Genomic DNA, 15281 nt, shown 5'->3' with positions numbered 1-15281 from the left:
ACTCCCCTCAACGCATCCAGAGGTTCACGAATGTCCGACACCATCGCAATTCTTACCGGCGCTTCGCGCGGCATCGGCGCCGCCATGGCGCGCGGCCTGGCCAAACCGGGCACGCGCCTGATCACGCTGGCGCGCCGCGAAGATCCCGAACTGGCCGCCTATGCGCGTGCGCAGGACGTCCAGCTGGAACAGCTGTCCGTGGACCTGTCGGACCTGAACACCGTTGAATCGGTGGCGCAGCGCATCTGCGCGTCGCTGCCGCGCGATGCCAGCCGCTATCTGCTGATCAACAACGCGGGCACGGTGCACCCCATCGCCGGCACCGACGCGCTGGTCGACGGCGCGGCCATCACCGCCGCCTTCAACCTGAACGTCAGCGCCGTCATGCTGCTCACGGCGCGCTTCCTGGCCGCGGTCGAAGACCTCAAGGCCGACCGCCGCGTGCTCAACATCTCCTCCGGCGCGGGCCGCAACCCGAACGCCGGCTGGGGCGTCTACTGCGCCACCAAGGCTGCGCTCGACATGTACTCGCGCGTGGTCAAGACCGAGCAAGGCGCCGACGGCGCGCGCATCGTCGCGCTGGCCCCCGGCATCGTCGACACCGACATGCAAGTCGCCATCCGTTCCAGCGATCCGGAAAGCTTCCCGGCGCTGGCCAAGTTCCAGGAGTTCCACGCGACCGGCAAGCTGTCCTCGCCCGCCAACGTGGCCTCCCGCATCCTCGCCTACCTGGATCGCGAAGATTTCGGCACTACCGAGATCGACGACATCCGCAATTACGACTGATTCCCCGACCATGACCGACCACTCGACCACTCCGGCGCCCGCCCAGGATGAAAACCGCTTGATCGCCGAACGGCGCGCCAAGCTGGCCAAACTGCGCGAAACCGGGGTCGCGTACCCCAACGACTTCGTACCCGACGCCCGCGCCGCCGCCTTGCACGACCAGTACGACGGCCAGGAGCAGGAAGCCCTTGCCGCCAACCCTGTCACCGTCAAGGTTGCCGGCCGCATGATGCTCAAGCGCGTCATGGGCAAGGCCAGCTTCGCCACGCTGCAGGACAGCACCGGCCGCATCCAGATCTACCTGGACCGCGGCACCCTGGGCGAAGACAGCTACGCCGCGTTCAAGCAATGGGACATCGGCGACATCATCGCGATCGAAGGGTCGGTCTTCAAGACCAACAAGGGCGAACTGTCGGTGCACGCCGCCAGCGCGCGCCTGCTGTCGAAGTCGCTGCGCCCGCTGCCCGACAAGTTCCACGGCGTGGCCGACCAGGAACTGCGCTACCGCCAGCGCTACGTCGACCTCATCATGACGGACGCCACGCGCCGCACCTTCGAGGCGCGCAGCAAGGCCGTGGGCAGCATCCGCCAGTTCATGCTGAACGCGGGCTTCCTCGAAGTGGAAACCCCCATGCTGCACCCGATCCCGGGCGGCGCGGCGGCCAAGCCTTTCGTCACGCACCACAACGCGCTGGACATGGAAATGTTCTTGCGCATCGCGCCCGAGCTCTACCTCAAGCGCCTGATCGTCGGCGGCTTCGAACGCGTCTTCGAAGTCAACCGCAACTTCCGCAACGAGGGCGTGAGCCCGCGCCACAATCCTGAATTCACCATGATGGAGTTCTATGCGGCCTTTGCGGACTACCGCTGGCTCATGGACTTCACCGAAGAGCTGATCCGCCAGGCCGCCATCTCGGCCACCGGCAGCGCCGTGCTGACCTACCAGGAACGCGAGCTGGACCTGGGCAAGCCCTTCGACCGCCTGACCATCTGCGAAGCCATCCTCAAGTACGCGCCGGGCTACACCCAGGCGCAACTGGACGATCCGGCCTTCGTGCGCGCGGAACTCAAGAAGCTGGGCGCCGATGCCGACGGCCCGGTGCTGTCGCGCGCCGGCCTGGGCGCGCTGCAACTGGCGCTGTTCGAAGAGACCGCCGAAGCCAAGCTCTGGAACCCCACCTACATCATCGACTACCCGGTGGAAGTCTCGCCGCTGGCGCGCGCCTCCGATACCCGCGAGGGCATCACCGAGCGCTTCGAGCTCTTCATGACGGGCCGCGAGATCGCCAACGGCTTCTCCGAGCTGAACGATCCCGAAGACCAGGCCGAACGCTTCCGCTCGCAAGTCGAAGCCAAGGACGCCGGCGACGAGGAAGCCATGTACTACGACGCGGACTACATCCGCGCCCTGGAATACGGCATGCCTCCGACGGGCGGCTGCGGCATCGGCATCGACCGCCTGGTCATGCTGCTGACCGACAGCCCCAGCATCCGCGACGTCATCCTCTTCCCGCACCTGCGCCGTGAAGACTAAAGAGGCGCTGGCATCATGATCTTCAAGATCCTGATGCTGCTGCTGGTCGTGGCGGGGCTGATCTACTGGATCAAACAGCCCCGCGGCGGCCAGCCCTATTCCTCCTATCCGGCGGCGCGGCCGCGCCGGCCGGTGTTCATCGCGCTGTGCATCGCCGCGGCGCTCTCGGTGGCAGCTTCGCTCATGACCTTCCTGCTGTGGGCGGGCGGCGTGGCCGGCGGCGTCACCGGCGGCGGCTATCATGGCCAGGTGGATTTCCTGCTGCCCGTGGCGGGCAGCCTGCTGGCGCTGGCCGTCATCTGCGCCGTGGGTGCGTTCCTCAAGCGCCGGGGCTGAACTCCCGGCCCTGCGGCCCGACTATACGGGCCACTTGCCGGCTCCCGCCGGCAGCGACGGCAGCGAAGCCTGCAGCATCGCATCGATGAATTCGGCGGGCCGCAAGCGGCCGTCCGGCTTGTACCACTGCACTGTCAGGTTCATCGCGCCCAGCACGCAGCGCTTGATGACGCGCGCGTCGCCTTGCAGCAGCCCCGTCGCGACCGCTGCCGCCACCGCGTCCTGCCACATTTCTTCGTAGCGGTCGCTCAACGATTTCACGGCCGCGCGGCTGGGCGCGGACAGGCTGCGCCATTCGTAGACCAGCGCGTTCATCGCATCGCCGCCCGCGCCGTGCAGCATGCTCCACATGTGTACGCGGAACAGCGCCGCCAGCCGGTCCGCCGGCGCCTGGTAGCGCGCCAGCGCCCGTTCGCCGTCGTCTATCACTTCCTGAATGCCGTTGTTCATCACCGCCACCAGGATCTCCTCCTTGCTGCGGAAATGATGAAACAGGCTGCCGGATTGCAGGCCCACCGCCCGCGCCAGCTCGCGCACGGTGGTGCGTTCATAGCCGTGCTTGCAGAATAGCTGCCCGGCCGTCAGGATCACCTCGCGCCGGCGTTCGGACTCCGAACCCTCGTCCCGCCCCTGCGCGGCCTCCCGCAGTTTCTCCATATCCGGTCACAGCCTCTGGATGATCGTCGCCGTGGCCATGCCGTGGCCAATGCACATCAGCTGCAAGCCCAGCTCGCCTTCGGTGGCTTCCAGCCCGGCCAGCATCTTGGCCATCAGGCCGGCTCCCGTCGCGCCCAGAGGATGCCCGTGCGCGATCGCCCCGCCCCAGGGATTGACGCGCGACAGATTGGCGCCCAGTTCACGCTGCCAGGCCAGTACCACGCTGGCGAAGGCTTCGTTGATCTCGATCCAGTCCATGTCTTCCAGGCTCAGGCCGGCGCGCGCCAGCGCCAGCCGCGCCGCCGGGATCACGCCCGTCAGCTGCAGCACCGGGTCCGATCCCACCGCCACGCGGGCCAGGAAACGCGCTCGGGGCCGCAAGCCGTCGGACAGCGCGGTATCGCGATCCGCCAGCAGCACCGCGGACGCGCCGTCCGCGAGCTGGCTGGCGTTGGCGGCGGTGACGCCACCCTGTCCCGGCGGCCGCAGCGCCGGCGCCATGGCGGCCATGCGGTCGGGGTCGGTTTTCTCGCGTATGCCTTCGTCACGCCCGGCATCGGCCCGCGGCCCCGGCAGCAGCTCGGCATGGCGGCCGGCCTGCGCGGCGCTCCAGGCGCGCGCATGGCTTTCCCTTGCCCATTCATCCATCTCGGCCTGGGACAGTTGCCAGCGCTCCGCGATCCGCTCCGCGCTCTCGATCTGGTGGATCAAGGGATAACGTTCCAGCAGGGCCGGGTTCAAGCCTTCGAAGCCGCGGAACTCGCCCTGGCCCAGCGTCACGTCCAGGAACATCGGCACCCGGCTCATGCTTTCCACGCCGCCCGCGACCACGTAGCGCATGTCGCCCGCGGCAATGGCTTGCGCGCCGAAATGCACCGCCTGCTGGCTGGATCCGCACATGCGGTTCAGCGCCACGCCCGGCACGCTCTCGGGCAAGCCCGCCAGCATGGCGGCCAGCCTGCCGATATTGGCGCCCTGCTCGCCCGCCTGGCTGACGCAGCCCGCGATCAGGTCCTCGACCTGGGCACCCGGCAGTCCGGCCCGCGCCAACAGGCCCCTCACGGTTTCTGCCAGCAGCGTGTCCGGCCGCGTGTCCGCCCACCATCCTCCGCGCCGCCCGAAGGGGGTGCGCACGGCTTCCACGATCACGGCTTCATTCATGCCGTCGTCTCCTCAACGTAGAGCGCTTCGATCTCGTCCGCATAGCTGCGGTAGATGCTGGCGCGCCTGACTTTCATGGTGGCGGTCACTTCGCCGTCATCATGGTCCAGTTCCTTGGTCAGCAGATGGAAGCGCTTGATCTGCGCCACCGGCGCCAGGCCGGCGTTGGCGCGCGCGACTTCCTGCTGCACCAGCTCGCGCACCTGCGCGCATTCGGCCAGCGAGCGGAAATGCGTGAAGGCGATGCGGCGCGACTCGGCCCACTTGCCCACCGTGTCGAACTCCAGCTGGATCAGCGCCGACACGTACTTCCTGCCGTCCGCGATCACGATGCATTCCTTGACGTAGGGGCTGCCCTTGACCGCGTTCTCGATCTCGGAAGGCGTCAGGTTCTTGCCGCCCGCCGTGATCATGATGTCCTTCAGGCGGTCCACGATGCGCACGCGCCCTGCGTCTTCGGCCACCACGTCGCCGGTGTACAGCCAGCCGTCGCGTACGGTGCTGGCGGTGGCTTCCGGGTTCTTGTAATAGCCCTGGAACACCATATCGCCGCGCACCAGCAACTCGCCGGCATCGCCCATGCGCCATTCCACGCCCAGGATCGGTTCGCCCACGGTGCCCACCTTCACGCGGTCAGGATGCTGGCCGAAGATCATGCCGGCGGACTCCGTCAGCCCGTAGACCTCGATCAGCGGCACGCCCAGCGTGCGGAAGTAGCGCACCACGTCCGGCGAGATCGGCGCCGCGCCCGTCATGGCCACGCGCACCCGCCGCAGCCCGATGAAATTCTGCAAGGCGCGCAGTACCAGCCAGTACCACAGCCAACGGGTCCAGCGCTCGCGCAGGCTGTACTGCGCGGGGGACTTTTCCAGGAACGGCGTGCAGGCGGCCAACGCGCGTCCATAAAGCCATTGCTGCAGGCGCCCGGCTTCCTGCATCTTGATCGAAATGGCGGCGTGCAGTTTTTCCCAGATGCGCGGCACGCCCAGGAAGATAGTCGGCGCCACTTCGCGCAGGTCTTCCTGCACCGTGCGTATCGATTCGCCGAAATTCACCTGCGCGCCCAGGTAGATGGGCACGAAGGTGGACAGCATCTGTTCGGCCACGTGGCACAGCGGCAGGTAGGACAGGTGCACGCTGTTGCCATCCATGGCCAGCCGATCGGCGATGCCCGGCGCCACGCCGCGCATATTGCCGTAGCTCAGCATCGCGCCCTTGGGCTTGCCGGTCGAGCCGGAGGTATAGATCATGAGGCCGGTGTCGTCCAGCCGCTGGCCGTCCAGCGCCGTGTTCAACGCAGCGAGTTCGGCCGCCTCGCGCCGCGCCCCCTCGGCCTCGATCTCGGCGTAGGTCACGATGCGCTCGCGCTCGGCGGGCGCATAGGAGCGCAGGCCCTTGGTCTCCATCATGACGATGCGGCGCAACAGCGGCAGCCGGTCCGCCACCTGCAGCACCTTGTCGGTCTGCTCCTGGTCCTCGCACACCACCAGTTCCACGTCCGCGTGCTCCAGCACGTAGCCCATTTCCTCGGCCGGGCTGGTGGAGTACACGCCCACCGCCACCGCGCCGACCGCGCCCGCCCCCATCTGCGTCAGCAGCCATTCCACGCGGTTCTCGGAGACGATGGCGACCCGCCCGCCCGCGCTCAGTCCCAGGGCGCGCAGGCCCAGTCCCACGCGGCAGGCCCGGCTCCAGTATTCCGCCCAGGTCATGGGCTTCCAGATGCCGAAGTCCTTTTGCCGGATGGCGATGGCCGCAGGCTGGCGCCGGGCCTGTTCACGCAGCATCTGCGGCAGCGTCAGGGCCGGCCACGCCTGCGCCGAAGCTCCAGGAATATCCATGTGCTTGTCCATCATGACAGCCAGCGCTTGCGGCGCTTGTAGTGCTTGATGTCGCGAAAGCCGCGGGCCTCGCCCGTGCCGCCCACGCCCAGGTAGAACTCGCGCACGTCCGGGTCCGCCGCCAGCTTCTCGGCGCTGCCGTCGATCACCACCTTGCCGGTCTCCATGATGTAGCCATAATGCGCCACCGCCAACGCCACCGAGGCATTCTGCTCCACCAGCAGCATCGACACCCCCTGTTCATGGTTGATGCGGGCGATGATGGAGAAGATGTTCTCCACCAGCATCGGCGACAGTCCCAGCGAGGGCTCGTCCAGCAGCATCAGCCTGGGCTGCGCGATCAACGCGCGGCCGATGGCCAGCATCTGCTGTTCGCCGCCCGACAGGTAGCCTGCCAGGCCGCGGCGCCGCTCGAACAGGCGCGGAAAGTAGCCATAGACCAGATCGAAGTCGACCTTCGCCCCCGGCCTGCCCGTCAGGGCATAGGTCGCGGCCACCAGGTTTTCCTCCACCGTCAGGTCCTCGAATACGCGGCGTCCCTCCATCACGTGCGCCAGCCCCGCGCGCACCAGGTTCTGCGGCCTGGCGCCCGCGGTGTCGCCGCCGTTGAAGACGATCTGCCCGCGCACCAGCGCGCCATCCTCCAGGTCCAGCAGGCCGGACACGGCCTTCAGGGTGGTGGACTTGCCGGCGCCATTGCTGCCCAGGAGGGCCACGATGCTGCCGGCGGGCACCGACAGCGACAAGCCGCGCAGCACCTGCACCGCCTTGTTGTAGACGACTTCGATATTGTTGATATCGAGCACCGCCGCTGCGGGCGGCGCGGCATGCGCGCCATGTCCAGGGTTCACGGCCGCCTCACTTCAGCACGATCCAGTCGGATGCCGGCACCATCTGCTTCTGCTTCACATCAGCGCGATAGATCCGCCCCACCGGGATCGAATTGCCCTTGATGGAAATCGGCACGCCGATCAGGCCGCCCGTATCGAAGTCCTTGATGCCGTCCAGCGCCGCCTTCATGTTGGCGCTGGTCAGCTCCTTGCCGGCGTCCAGCGTGCGCTTGGCGACTTCGGTGAACAGCATGGCGGCCAGGAAGCCCTGCATGTAGCCGGTGCTCTGGTATTGCGGACGCATCTCGCGGATCTTCTTCAGCATCGGCGCGTCTGCCGCCGTATCGTAGTAGTAGCGGTACGGCATCACGCCCATGAAGCCCTCGGCGTCCTCGCCCATCTGCATCACGGTGGAGTTGTCCATGGTCCAGAACGTGCCCATGTAGCGCGTCTTCAGACCCATGCGCTTGCCCTGCCCCACGAATTCGGGAATCGGCGCCAGCACGTAGCCGTGGAAGATGGTGTAGTCCGGATCGGCGCGGCGCAGCTTGATGACCTCGGTCGACACGTCCACGCTGCCCGGCGGCGTCATGATCTCGGTCGCGACCTTCAGGCCCAGCTTTTCCGCCACCGCGCGCGAGCTGGCGATGGGATCGCGGCCGAACTCCGTGTCCGAATACACGAAAGCCACCTTGGCGCCGGGCTGTTCCTTGGCGATGTAGCGCAGCAGGATGCCGAACATCTCCGTATAGTCGGGTCCCAGCATGAACTGGGCGGGATACTTGGCCGGATCGTTCAGTTCCGTGGCGAAGGACGCACCGGTCATCAGGATGTCGCCCGTGCGGTTCAGCTCGGCGTTGATGGTCTTGGAGAAGCCCGTGGAGTCGCCGTAGTAGAAGTTCACCTTGTTCTGGCTGGTGATCTTCTTGAAGGCCGCCACCGAGGCATCCACCTTGTAGGCGGTGTCTTCCGGCACGTAGCGCAGCTTGCGGCCCTTCACGCCACCCTGATCATTGACGATTTTCACGTAGTCGGTGATGCCGGCATGGATGCCCTGCCCGGCGAAGGCGAACACCCCGCTCAGCGGGATGGACCCGCCCAGCACCAGGTCCTCGGCCGCCTGCGCGGCTGGCGCCGCCGCCAGGGCCGCCGCCAGGCCCAGGGGGGCCAACAACCTCGATAAACCGCTGCCGATCCGGATGCGCTTCATGGTTAGTCTCCTGAGGGTCTTATGGATGGCCGCCGCCATGGCTAGGTACGGAAAGGCCAGAGGTGGAAGTAGCGGCGCACGCGCCGCCAGATTTCCGCGAGCCCGTGCGGCTCGAAGATCAGAAAGCCCACGATCAGCAGGCCGAAAACAATGGTGCGCACCGGCGAAATCAGGCGCAGCGCGTCGCCGCCCACCGGCAGCCAACCCACGACCAGCTTGAGCAGTTCCGGCACCATGGTCATGAAGATGGCGCCCAGGATGGAACCCAGGATCGTGCCCATGCCGCCCACGATGATGGCCGCCAGGAAGAAGATCGACATGATCAGCGGGAAGCTCTCGGGCGTGACCACCCGGAAGAAATAGGCCCACATGCCGCCCGCCACGCCCGCATAGAACGACGACAGACCGAACGACAGCAGCTTGTAGCGCAGCAGGCGTATGCCCAGCACCTCGGCCGAAATGTCGCGGTCGCGAATGGCGATGAAAGCGCGGCCGATGCGCGTGCGGAACAGGTTGGCCGCGCCCAGCACCATCAGCGCCGTCACCGGCACGATCAACCAGTAGATCTTGAACGAGGTGTCCAGGTCCACGCCCAGCACCCGCGCCGGCGGCACCTGCAGCCCGGTCGTGCCGCCCGTGAACTGCCAGTTGGCGAAGATGAAGTGCGCGATGAACGACGCGGCAATGGTGGCAATGGCCAGGTACAGCCCCTTCACCCGCAAGGACGGAATGCCGACCAGCAGGCCGCCCAGCATCGCCACCAGTCCGCCGGCCACCAGATTGAGCAGCACCGGCGTACCCAGCCGCTGCTCCAGCACCGCGACCGTGTACGCTCCCAGTCCCATGAAGGCGGCCTGCCCCAGGCTGACCAGGCCGGTATAGCCCGTCAGGATGTTCAGCCCCGTGGCGCTGGCGACGTTGATGGCCACCAGGCAGGCCAGATAGAGCCAATAGGCGTCGGCCACGAAGGGAAACATGGCCAGAGACGCGGCCAGCAAGGCCAGCCACGCCTTCTGCGTGCGGGTGTCGAACAGCGCTTCGTCCGCAAGATAAGTCTGCTTGGCAGTCGCGATGCGCATCGGTCAGAGCCTCTCGATTTCACGGGTGCCGAACAGGCCGTAGGGCCTGACCATCAACACCACCACCAGCACGATGAAAGTGGCCAGCAACTTGTATTCGCCGCCCATGTAGGCGCCGGCCCAGGCTTCCAGCAGGCCGATGAACACGCCGCCCACCAGGGCGCCCGCCACGCTGTCCAGGCCGCCCACGATCACCACCACCAGCACCGACAGGCCGAACACGCCCATCGACGAGGAAATGCCGCCGATGGCGCCCACGATCACGCCCGAGACCGCGGCCAGCGCGCCCGCCGCCACCCAGGCCAGCGAAAACACGCGCGGCACGTTGATGCCCATGGCATAGGCCGCCCCCTGATCCGATGCCGTGGCGCGCAGCGCCACCCCGCCGCGCCAGTAGCGGAACACCACCAGCACCAACAGCGCCAGCACCACCGCCACCCAGAAGCCGTAGAACACCTTGGGCGCGACGAAGGCCTCGCCTATCATCACCGGCGAGCGCGGCATGAATTCCGGCAGGCGGCGCTGGTCCGCCGTCCAGATCAGTTCGACCACGCCCACCAGGATCGACGCCAGCCCCACCGTGACCATGAATACCGAGATCGGCGCTTCGCCCAACATCGGACGGATGGTCAGCCGCTCGACCAGCGCCCCCAGTGCGCCCGACACCACCACCGCGCCCACGATGGCCAGCCAGATCGGCCATTCCATGCCGGTGGCGAAGGCATAGAACACGTAGGCGCCCAGCATCAGGAATTCGCCGATGGCGATGTTCACCACCCGGGTCGCCTTGTAGACGATGACAAAGGCCAACGCCGCCAGCGCATAAAGCCCGCCGCTGCCCAGCCCGGCCAGCGTGACTTCCAGGAAGAACAGCATGTCCATCAGGCCGCCTCCCGCAGGCGACGGCGCAGGTCGCCCACGTCGCCCGCGCCCAGATAAGCCTGGATGACCTGGGGATCGGCCTGCACCTGCGCCGGCGTGCCATCGGCAATCACCTGCCCGAAGTTCAGCACCACCACGTGGTCCGACAGGTCCATCACCATGCCCATGTCATGTTCCACCATCAGCACCGTCACGCCCCATTCGGAGCGCGCGTCCAGGATGAAGCGCGCCATGTCGTCGGTCTCTTCGCGGTTCATGCCCGCCACCGGCTCGTCCAGCATCAGCACCTTGGGATTCATGGCCAGCGCTCGCGCCAGCTCCACCCGCTTTTGCAGGCCATAGGACAGCGCGGCCACCGGCGCGTGGCGGATGTGGTCGATCTCCAGGAAGTCGATGATGCGTTCTTCGATGTCGGCGCGCAGCGCCATCTCTTCGCGGCGCGCCCGCCCGAAATACAGCAAGGCGTCCAGCACGTTGGTGCGCAGGTGGGCGTGGCGGCCCAGCTTGATGTTGTCCAGCACCGTCATGCCGCGGAACAGCGCAATGTTCTGGAAGCTGCGCGCCAGGCCCAGCTTGGCGCGTTCGGGCGCGGCCACGCGCGTGATGTCGCGTCCCTGGAACCGGATGTGTCCTGACGCCGGGCGGTAGAAGCCGGAAATGGTGTTGAACAGCGAGGTCTTGCCCGCGCCGTTGGGGCCGATGACCGTGGTGATGGAGCCGGGCTCCACGCGAAAGCCCACCCCGGTAAGCGCCTTGACCCCGCCGAACGCCAGCGTGACCCCATCCACCTCCAGCAAGGGAGGGCTGTCGGACTGATCCACCATTTGTCTCCTCGCCTTTACATGCGAAGTTTTTTATCGACGTCGGTCTGGCGAACCCGCGAGGCAGGAGATGCAACGAACCTGTCTTTACCTACGCCAGTACAGCGCCGGAAAATCGTTCTATGCGTTACGCTAAGCGTGCTTAAAAGAAAACCAAGCAAGCGCTCGGTTCAGACCATAGCATCGCGGTTTTTGGATCGACAGTTGGTACTTACCCGATAACGGAGACTCGCCATGACCCAAGAACACCCCGCCTTCCAGACCCTGTTCCTGGAAACCGACGGCGCGATCGCGACCGTGACGCTGAACCGCCCCGACGCGCTGAACGCCATCGATGTGGCGATGGCGCAGGACCTGCAACGCGCCGCGCAATGGCTGGAAGCGCGCGACGACATCCGCGCCGTGTTGCTGCGCGCCACCGGCAAGACCTTTTGCGCCGGCGGCGACATCAGCATGTTCACGGGCGAGCCCGCCCTGGTGCGCGCCACCCTGCTGGACCTGTTCACGCCATTGAACGACTTCATTGCGCGCATTGCCCGCATGGACAAGATCTGGATTGCGCAGGTCCACGGCATCGCCGCGGGTGCGGGCCTGTCGCTGGTATTGGCTTGCGACCTGGCCATCGCCGACGCCGACGCCCGCTTCATGACGGCCTACCTGAAGCTTGGAGCGACGCCCGACGCCGGCATGACCCATGGCCTCACGCGGGTGCTGGGCGCCCGCCGCGCGCTGGACCTGCTGCTGCGGCACGACGCCTTTTCCGCCGGCGACGCGTTGGCCTGGGGCATCGTCACGCGCACCGCCCCTGCCGGAGAACTCGCGCAAGCCGCGCAAGGCTACGCGCTTGAGGTCGCCCGCCACGCGCCGCACGGCATCGCGGGGGCCAAGGATCTGCTGCGCTCGGCCGAACACGCCGCGCTGGAAACCCAGCTGGCCGAAGAGACCGCGCGCTTCCTGGACAGCGCCTCGCGCGCGGACTTCGCGGAGGGCGTGCGCGCGTTCCGCGAGAAGCGCGCGCCGCAGTTCAAGGGCGAATAGGTTCCAGGGTGCGCCTCGCGGCGGCGCTAGCCGCCTTGCCGCAGCCCGCTCCAGTCGGGCGCGCGCTTTTGCACGAAGGCGCTCAGTCCTTCGCGCGCCTCGGGCGTGGCGGCTGCATTGCAGAACACCTCGACCGCCGTCGCCACCCGGCGCCGGTACTCGTTGTCGTTGCTGTAAACGAAGGCGCGCCGCCCCATCGCCAGGACTTGCGGCGGCTTGCCCGCCAATGACCGCGCCAGCGAGCGGGCCTGCTCCAGCAGCTCCGCTTCGGGCGCGACGCGCGCCACCAATCCCAATCCCTGGGCCTCTTGCGCACTGAAGGTGCGCCCGGTGAACAGCAGGTCGAACGCGCGGTGCTTGCCAACGATGCCCGGCAAGTGCACGTAATGGATCGCCGGCAATACACCCACATCGATTTCGGGATAACCGAACGTGGCGGTCTCCGCCGCCACCACCATGTCGCTGGATATGGCCACCGTCATCCCGCCGCCCCGGACCGCACCCGACACCACCGAAATCGACGGCTTGGTCAGGTTGAACTGCGTGTCGTAGAGCTTGATGTACAGCTTGGACAACAGCGCGTGGATCCGCGCCGGCGTGCTGTCCAGCAGCTTCTTCATATCCAGCCCGGCGCAAAAGCGCCCCGGCAGATCGCTGGCCAGCAGCACGGCGCGCACGCCGGAGTCGGCATTGGCCCGTTCCAGCGCGGCGATCAGCGCGTCCAGCATGTCTTCGTCCAGCGCATTGACGGGCGCATGGCATAGATGGATTTCCGCAATCTGATCGCGGACTTCATAGCGCAGGAATGTCATCGTCGCTCTCGTTTTCAGGAGTGGGCTTGCACGCTGCCCGACGCCAGCAATGCCTGGATGTCGGCTGGGGCGTAGCCCAGTTCGGCCAGGATCTCGCGCGTGTGTTCGCCCAGCACGGGCGCGGGCAGCGCGGCCTGGCGGGGCTGGCGTCCGAAGCGTATCGGCAAGCCGATGTTGCGGACTTCCCCCAGGACCTTGTGCTCACTTTTCACGACGAGTTCGCGCGCAGCGACCTGCGGATGCGCCAAGGCCTGGTCCAGCGTATGAATCGCAGAACAGGCAATGCCCGCTGGCTTGAGCGCTTCCAGCCATTGCGCCACGCTGCGCGTCTCCATGCGCGACTGGACCAGCGCGACCGTCTCGGCAAAATTGCGTACCCGGTCGGCGTTGGTGGCGAACTGCGGCGCATCGACCTGGTCTTGCAGCCCCGCAACGGCGCAGAAGCGCTGCCATTGCGCATCGTTGCCCACGCCCAGCATGATGTCGCCATCAGCCGCGTGGAACGCCTGATACGGACACATGGCGGGATGGCCCGTACCCATGCGGCGCGGAATCTGGCCAGTGCGCCAGTAGTTCTGCGCCATGTACGACATCAGGCCGAGCGACGTATCCAGCAAGGAAACGTCCAGGTACTGCCCCTTGCCGCTCTGGCTGCGCTCCAGCAACGCGGCCAGGATTCCGCTCAGCGCAAAGGAACCCGTGCCCAGGTCCACCGGCGAGAAGCTGGCGCGCGCAAAATTCCCACCCGGTTCGCCCATGGTGCTGATCATGCCGCTGAAGGCCTGCAGCATGACGTCGTAGCCCGGCTCCTCGCCCATCGGACCCTCGCGGCCATAGCCCGAGATTTCGCAGTACACCAATCGCGGGTTGAGGCCGCTGAGCGTCTCGTAATCCACGCCCAGGCGCGCGGCGGTCTTGCCGCCGAAACCTTGCAGCACCACGTCCGCCTGTTCCGCCAGGCGATGCACCACGGCGCGCCCTTCCGCGGTTTTCAGGTCCACGGCCAGACTGCGCTTGTTGTGGTTCACCGCCAGGAAGGTCGCCGACTGGCCCGCATCCTGCGGCAGCCAGGCACGCGTATCGTCGCCCGAACCCACCGGTTCGACCTTGATCACCCGCGCGCCCAGCTCGCCCAGATACTGGCCGCATAGCGGCCCGGCCAGCACCTTGCTCAAATCCAGGACGGTAATGTTCTTCAGCGGCGTCATGCGCGCATCCATCGACATGATTACTGCTCGCTCTTCAGGCCGATGGTTTGCGCGGCCTGGGTCCACTGCGCGGTTTCACGCTTGAAGAACGCGTCCAACTCGGCGGGAGCGACCTGGAAGGCTTCCGCGCCTCGGTCCTGCATCGCCTTGCGGTAGTCATCGCTCGCGACGACACGCGCTACCGCCTCGCGCAGCTTCTGCACCACTTCCGGCGGCGTGCCCGCGGGCGTTTGCAGGGAGAACCAGAATTTGAGGTCCAGGCTGGGATAGCCCGCTTCCTTCAGCGTGGGCACGTCCGGCAACAGGGGCGACCGGTCGGCGGAGGTAATGGCCAGGGCCTTCAACCTGCCGGCCTGCACCTGGCCAAGACTGGTCGACATGCTGTCGAACAGGAAATCGACCTGCCCGCCGATCACGTCGGTCACGGCGTTCGCGCTGCCTTTGTAGGCGACGCCCACGGCTTGAAAGCCGGCCAGCTTCTGCAGCGACGCACCATAGACGTGCGGCGAACTGCCCGGCCCGAAGGTCGCATAGCTAAGCCCGTTCTTCATGCCGCGCCCGCGCTGGACCAGATCGGCCAAGGTCTGGACCGGCGTGCGTTCGGGATTGACCACCAGCAGATTGGGCATGGCGCCCGTCGTGCCGACGGGCACGTAGTCCTGCAATGGATGCATCTTCGCGCTCGGGTACATCAGCGGGTTGATGGCCTGCATGGCCACCGTGTTGTGCATCAGCGTGTAGCCATCCGCCGGGCCATTCAGCACGCTTTGGTAGCCGACGTTGCCGCTGGCGCCCGGCTTGTTCTGGACGATGACCTGCTGCCCCAGCTCGCGCGCCAGAGGCTCCGCCACCAGACGCGCGATGAAGTCGGTCGGACCGCCGGCCGAGAAAGGCACGACCAGCGTAATGGGCTTTGAAGGCCAGGTATCGGCCAACGCCGGCCCGGACAGCGCCGCCGCAGCCATGCCAGCGGCGAGGATTTTCTGGAACGCCATGATGTCTCCGTTATGTTCTTGGTGGGATGGCGCCCATTATGCGAAGCGTCTTGATATATTAGAAATACCGTTTAAATATGCAGGCCATAAT

15 protein-coding genes are annotated in these 15281 nt (G+C 66.7%); 4 read left to right on the top strand and 11 right to left on the bottom strand.

Annotated features, from left to right (window positions below):
- Positions 1 to 30: 30 nt before the first annotated feature.
- From N5C88_RS17075 to N5C88_RS17065, 3 genes are read left to right on the top strand one after another with little or no spacing between them, the layout of a single operon-like run.
- On the top strand, positions 31 to 786 hold the full coding sequence (locus tag N5C88_RS17075) for an SDR family oxidoreductase (protein WP_280015842.1): 756 nt from the start codon (positions 31 to 33) through the stop codon (positions 784 to 786).
- Between the two features lie 10 nt (positions 787 to 796).
- The gene (gene lysS, locus N5C88_RS17070) at positions 797 to 2320 is read left to right on the top strand and encodes a lysine--tRNA ligase (protein WP_059373507.1); all 1524 of its coding nucleotides are present in this window, start codon (positions 797 to 799) and stop codon (positions 2318 to 2320) included.
- A 15-nt stretch (positions 2321 to 2335) separates the two neighbouring features.
- On the top strand, positions 2336 to 2656 hold the full coding sequence (locus tag N5C88_RS17065; protein WP_059373509.1) for a preprotein translocase subunit TatB: 321 nt from the start codon (positions 2336 to 2338) through the stop codon (positions 2654 to 2656).
- Between the two features lie 21 nt (positions 2657 to 2677).
- Here the strand turns inward: N5C88_RS17065 and N5C88_RS17060 are convergent, their stop codons facing one another.
- The 8 genes from N5C88_RS17060 to N5C88_RS17025 are packed head-to-tail and all read right to left on the bottom strand — an operon-like array spanning position 2678 to position 11140.
- Complete coding sequence (locus N5C88_RS17060) at positions 2678 to 3304, bottom strand: TetR/AcrR family transcriptional regulator (RefSeq protein ID WP_187523948.1); 627 nt, start codon at positions 3302 to 3304, stop codon at positions 2678 to 2680.
- A gap of 15 nt (positions 3305 to 3319) precedes the next feature.
- Entirely contained in the window at positions 3320 to 4474 is a 1155-nt protein-coding gene (locus N5C88_RS17055) for a thiolase family protein (RefSeq protein WP_251881583.1), read from the bottom strand.
- A complete protein-coding gene (locus N5C88_RS17050) occupies positions 4471 to 6330 on the bottom strand; it encodes an AMP-dependent synthetase/ligase (RefSeq protein WP_280015841.1) in 1860 nt (619 codons plus the stop codon). Before N5C88_RS17050 ends, N5C88_RS17055 begins: the two co-directional genes overlap by 4 nt.
- Complete coding sequence (locus N5C88_RS17045; protein ID WP_054456135.1) at positions 6327 to 7121, bottom strand: ABC transporter ATP-binding protein; 795 nt, start codon at positions 7119 to 7121, stop codon at positions 6327 to 6329. Before N5C88_RS17045 ends, N5C88_RS17050 begins: the two co-directional genes overlap by 4 nt.
- 52 nt (positions 7122 to 7173) lie before the next feature.
- Positions 7174 to 8355 carry an ABC transporter substrate-binding protein gene (locus N5C88_RS17040; protein ID WP_059373517.1) on the bottom strand — a complete coding sequence of 394 codons (1182 nt, stop codon included), beginning with the start codon at positions 8353 to 8355 and terminating at the stop codon, positions 7174 to 7176.
- A 41-nt stretch (positions 8356 to 8396) separates the two neighbouring features.
- Positions 8397 to 9434 carry a branched-chain amino acid ABC transporter permease gene (locus N5C88_RS17035; protein WP_280015840.1) on the bottom strand — a complete coding sequence of 346 codons (1038 nt, stop codon included), beginning with the start codon at positions 9432 to 9434 and terminating at the stop codon, positions 8397 to 8399.
- A 3-nt stretch (positions 9435 to 9437) separates the two neighbouring features.
- Complete coding sequence (locus N5C88_RS17030; protein WP_280015839.1) at positions 9438 to 10316, bottom strand: branched-chain amino acid ABC transporter permease; 879 nt, start codon at positions 10314 to 10316, stop codon at positions 9438 to 9440.
- Entirely contained in the window at positions 10316 to 11140 is an 825-nt protein-coding gene (locus N5C88_RS17025; protein ID WP_165867837.1) for an ABC transporter ATP-binding protein, read from the bottom strand. The genes N5C88_RS17030 and N5C88_RS17025 overlap by 1 nt, the downstream gene beginning before the upstream one ends.
- Before the next feature lie 231 nt (positions 11141 to 11371).
- Between N5C88_RS17025 and N5C88_RS17020 the strand changes: the two genes are divergently transcribed.
- Positions 11372 to 12175, top strand: coding sequence for an enoyl-CoA hydratase-related protein (locus tag N5C88_RS17020; RefSeq protein ID WP_280015838.1), 804 nt, complete (start codon positions 11372 to 11374; stop codon positions 12173 to 12175).
- A 26-nt stretch (positions 12176 to 12201) separates the two neighbouring features.
- Here the strand turns inward: N5C88_RS17020 and N5C88_RS17015 are convergent, their stop codons facing one another.
- The 3 genes from N5C88_RS17015 to N5C88_RS17005 are packed head-to-tail and all read right to left on the bottom strand — an operon-like array spanning position 12202 to position 15190.
- Complete coding sequence (locus N5C88_RS17015) at positions 12202 to 12987, bottom strand: enoyl-CoA hydratase/isomerase family protein (protein ID WP_118932683.1); 786 nt, start codon at positions 12985 to 12987, stop codon at positions 12202 to 12204.
- A 14-nt stretch (positions 12988 to 13001) separates the two neighbouring features.
- Positions 13002 to 14213: a CaiB/BaiF CoA-transferase family protein gene (locus N5C88_RS17010; RefSeq protein ID WP_280015835.1), complete on the bottom strand. Its 1212-nt coding sequence runs from the start codon at positions 14211 to 14213 to the stop codon at positions 13002 to 13004.
- A 2-nt stretch (positions 14214 to 14215) separates the two neighbouring features.
- Complete coding sequence (locus N5C88_RS17005) at positions 14216 to 15190, bottom strand: tripartite tricarboxylate transporter substrate binding protein (RefSeq protein WP_118932684.1); 975 nt, start codon at positions 15188 to 15190, stop codon at positions 14216 to 14218.
- Between the last annotated feature and the right edge of the window lie 91 nt (positions 15191 to 15281).

It is taken from the genome of Achromobacter sp. GD03932, from assembly GCF_029839485.1.
Taxonomy (GTDB): domain Bacteria; phylum Pseudomonadota; class Gammaproteobacteria; order Burkholderiales; family Burkholderiaceae_B; genus Achromobacter; species Achromobacter bronchisepticus_A.
Note: the sequence above shows the minus strand (reverse complement) of the source record. Positions and strands in the feature narration are given on the sequence as shown.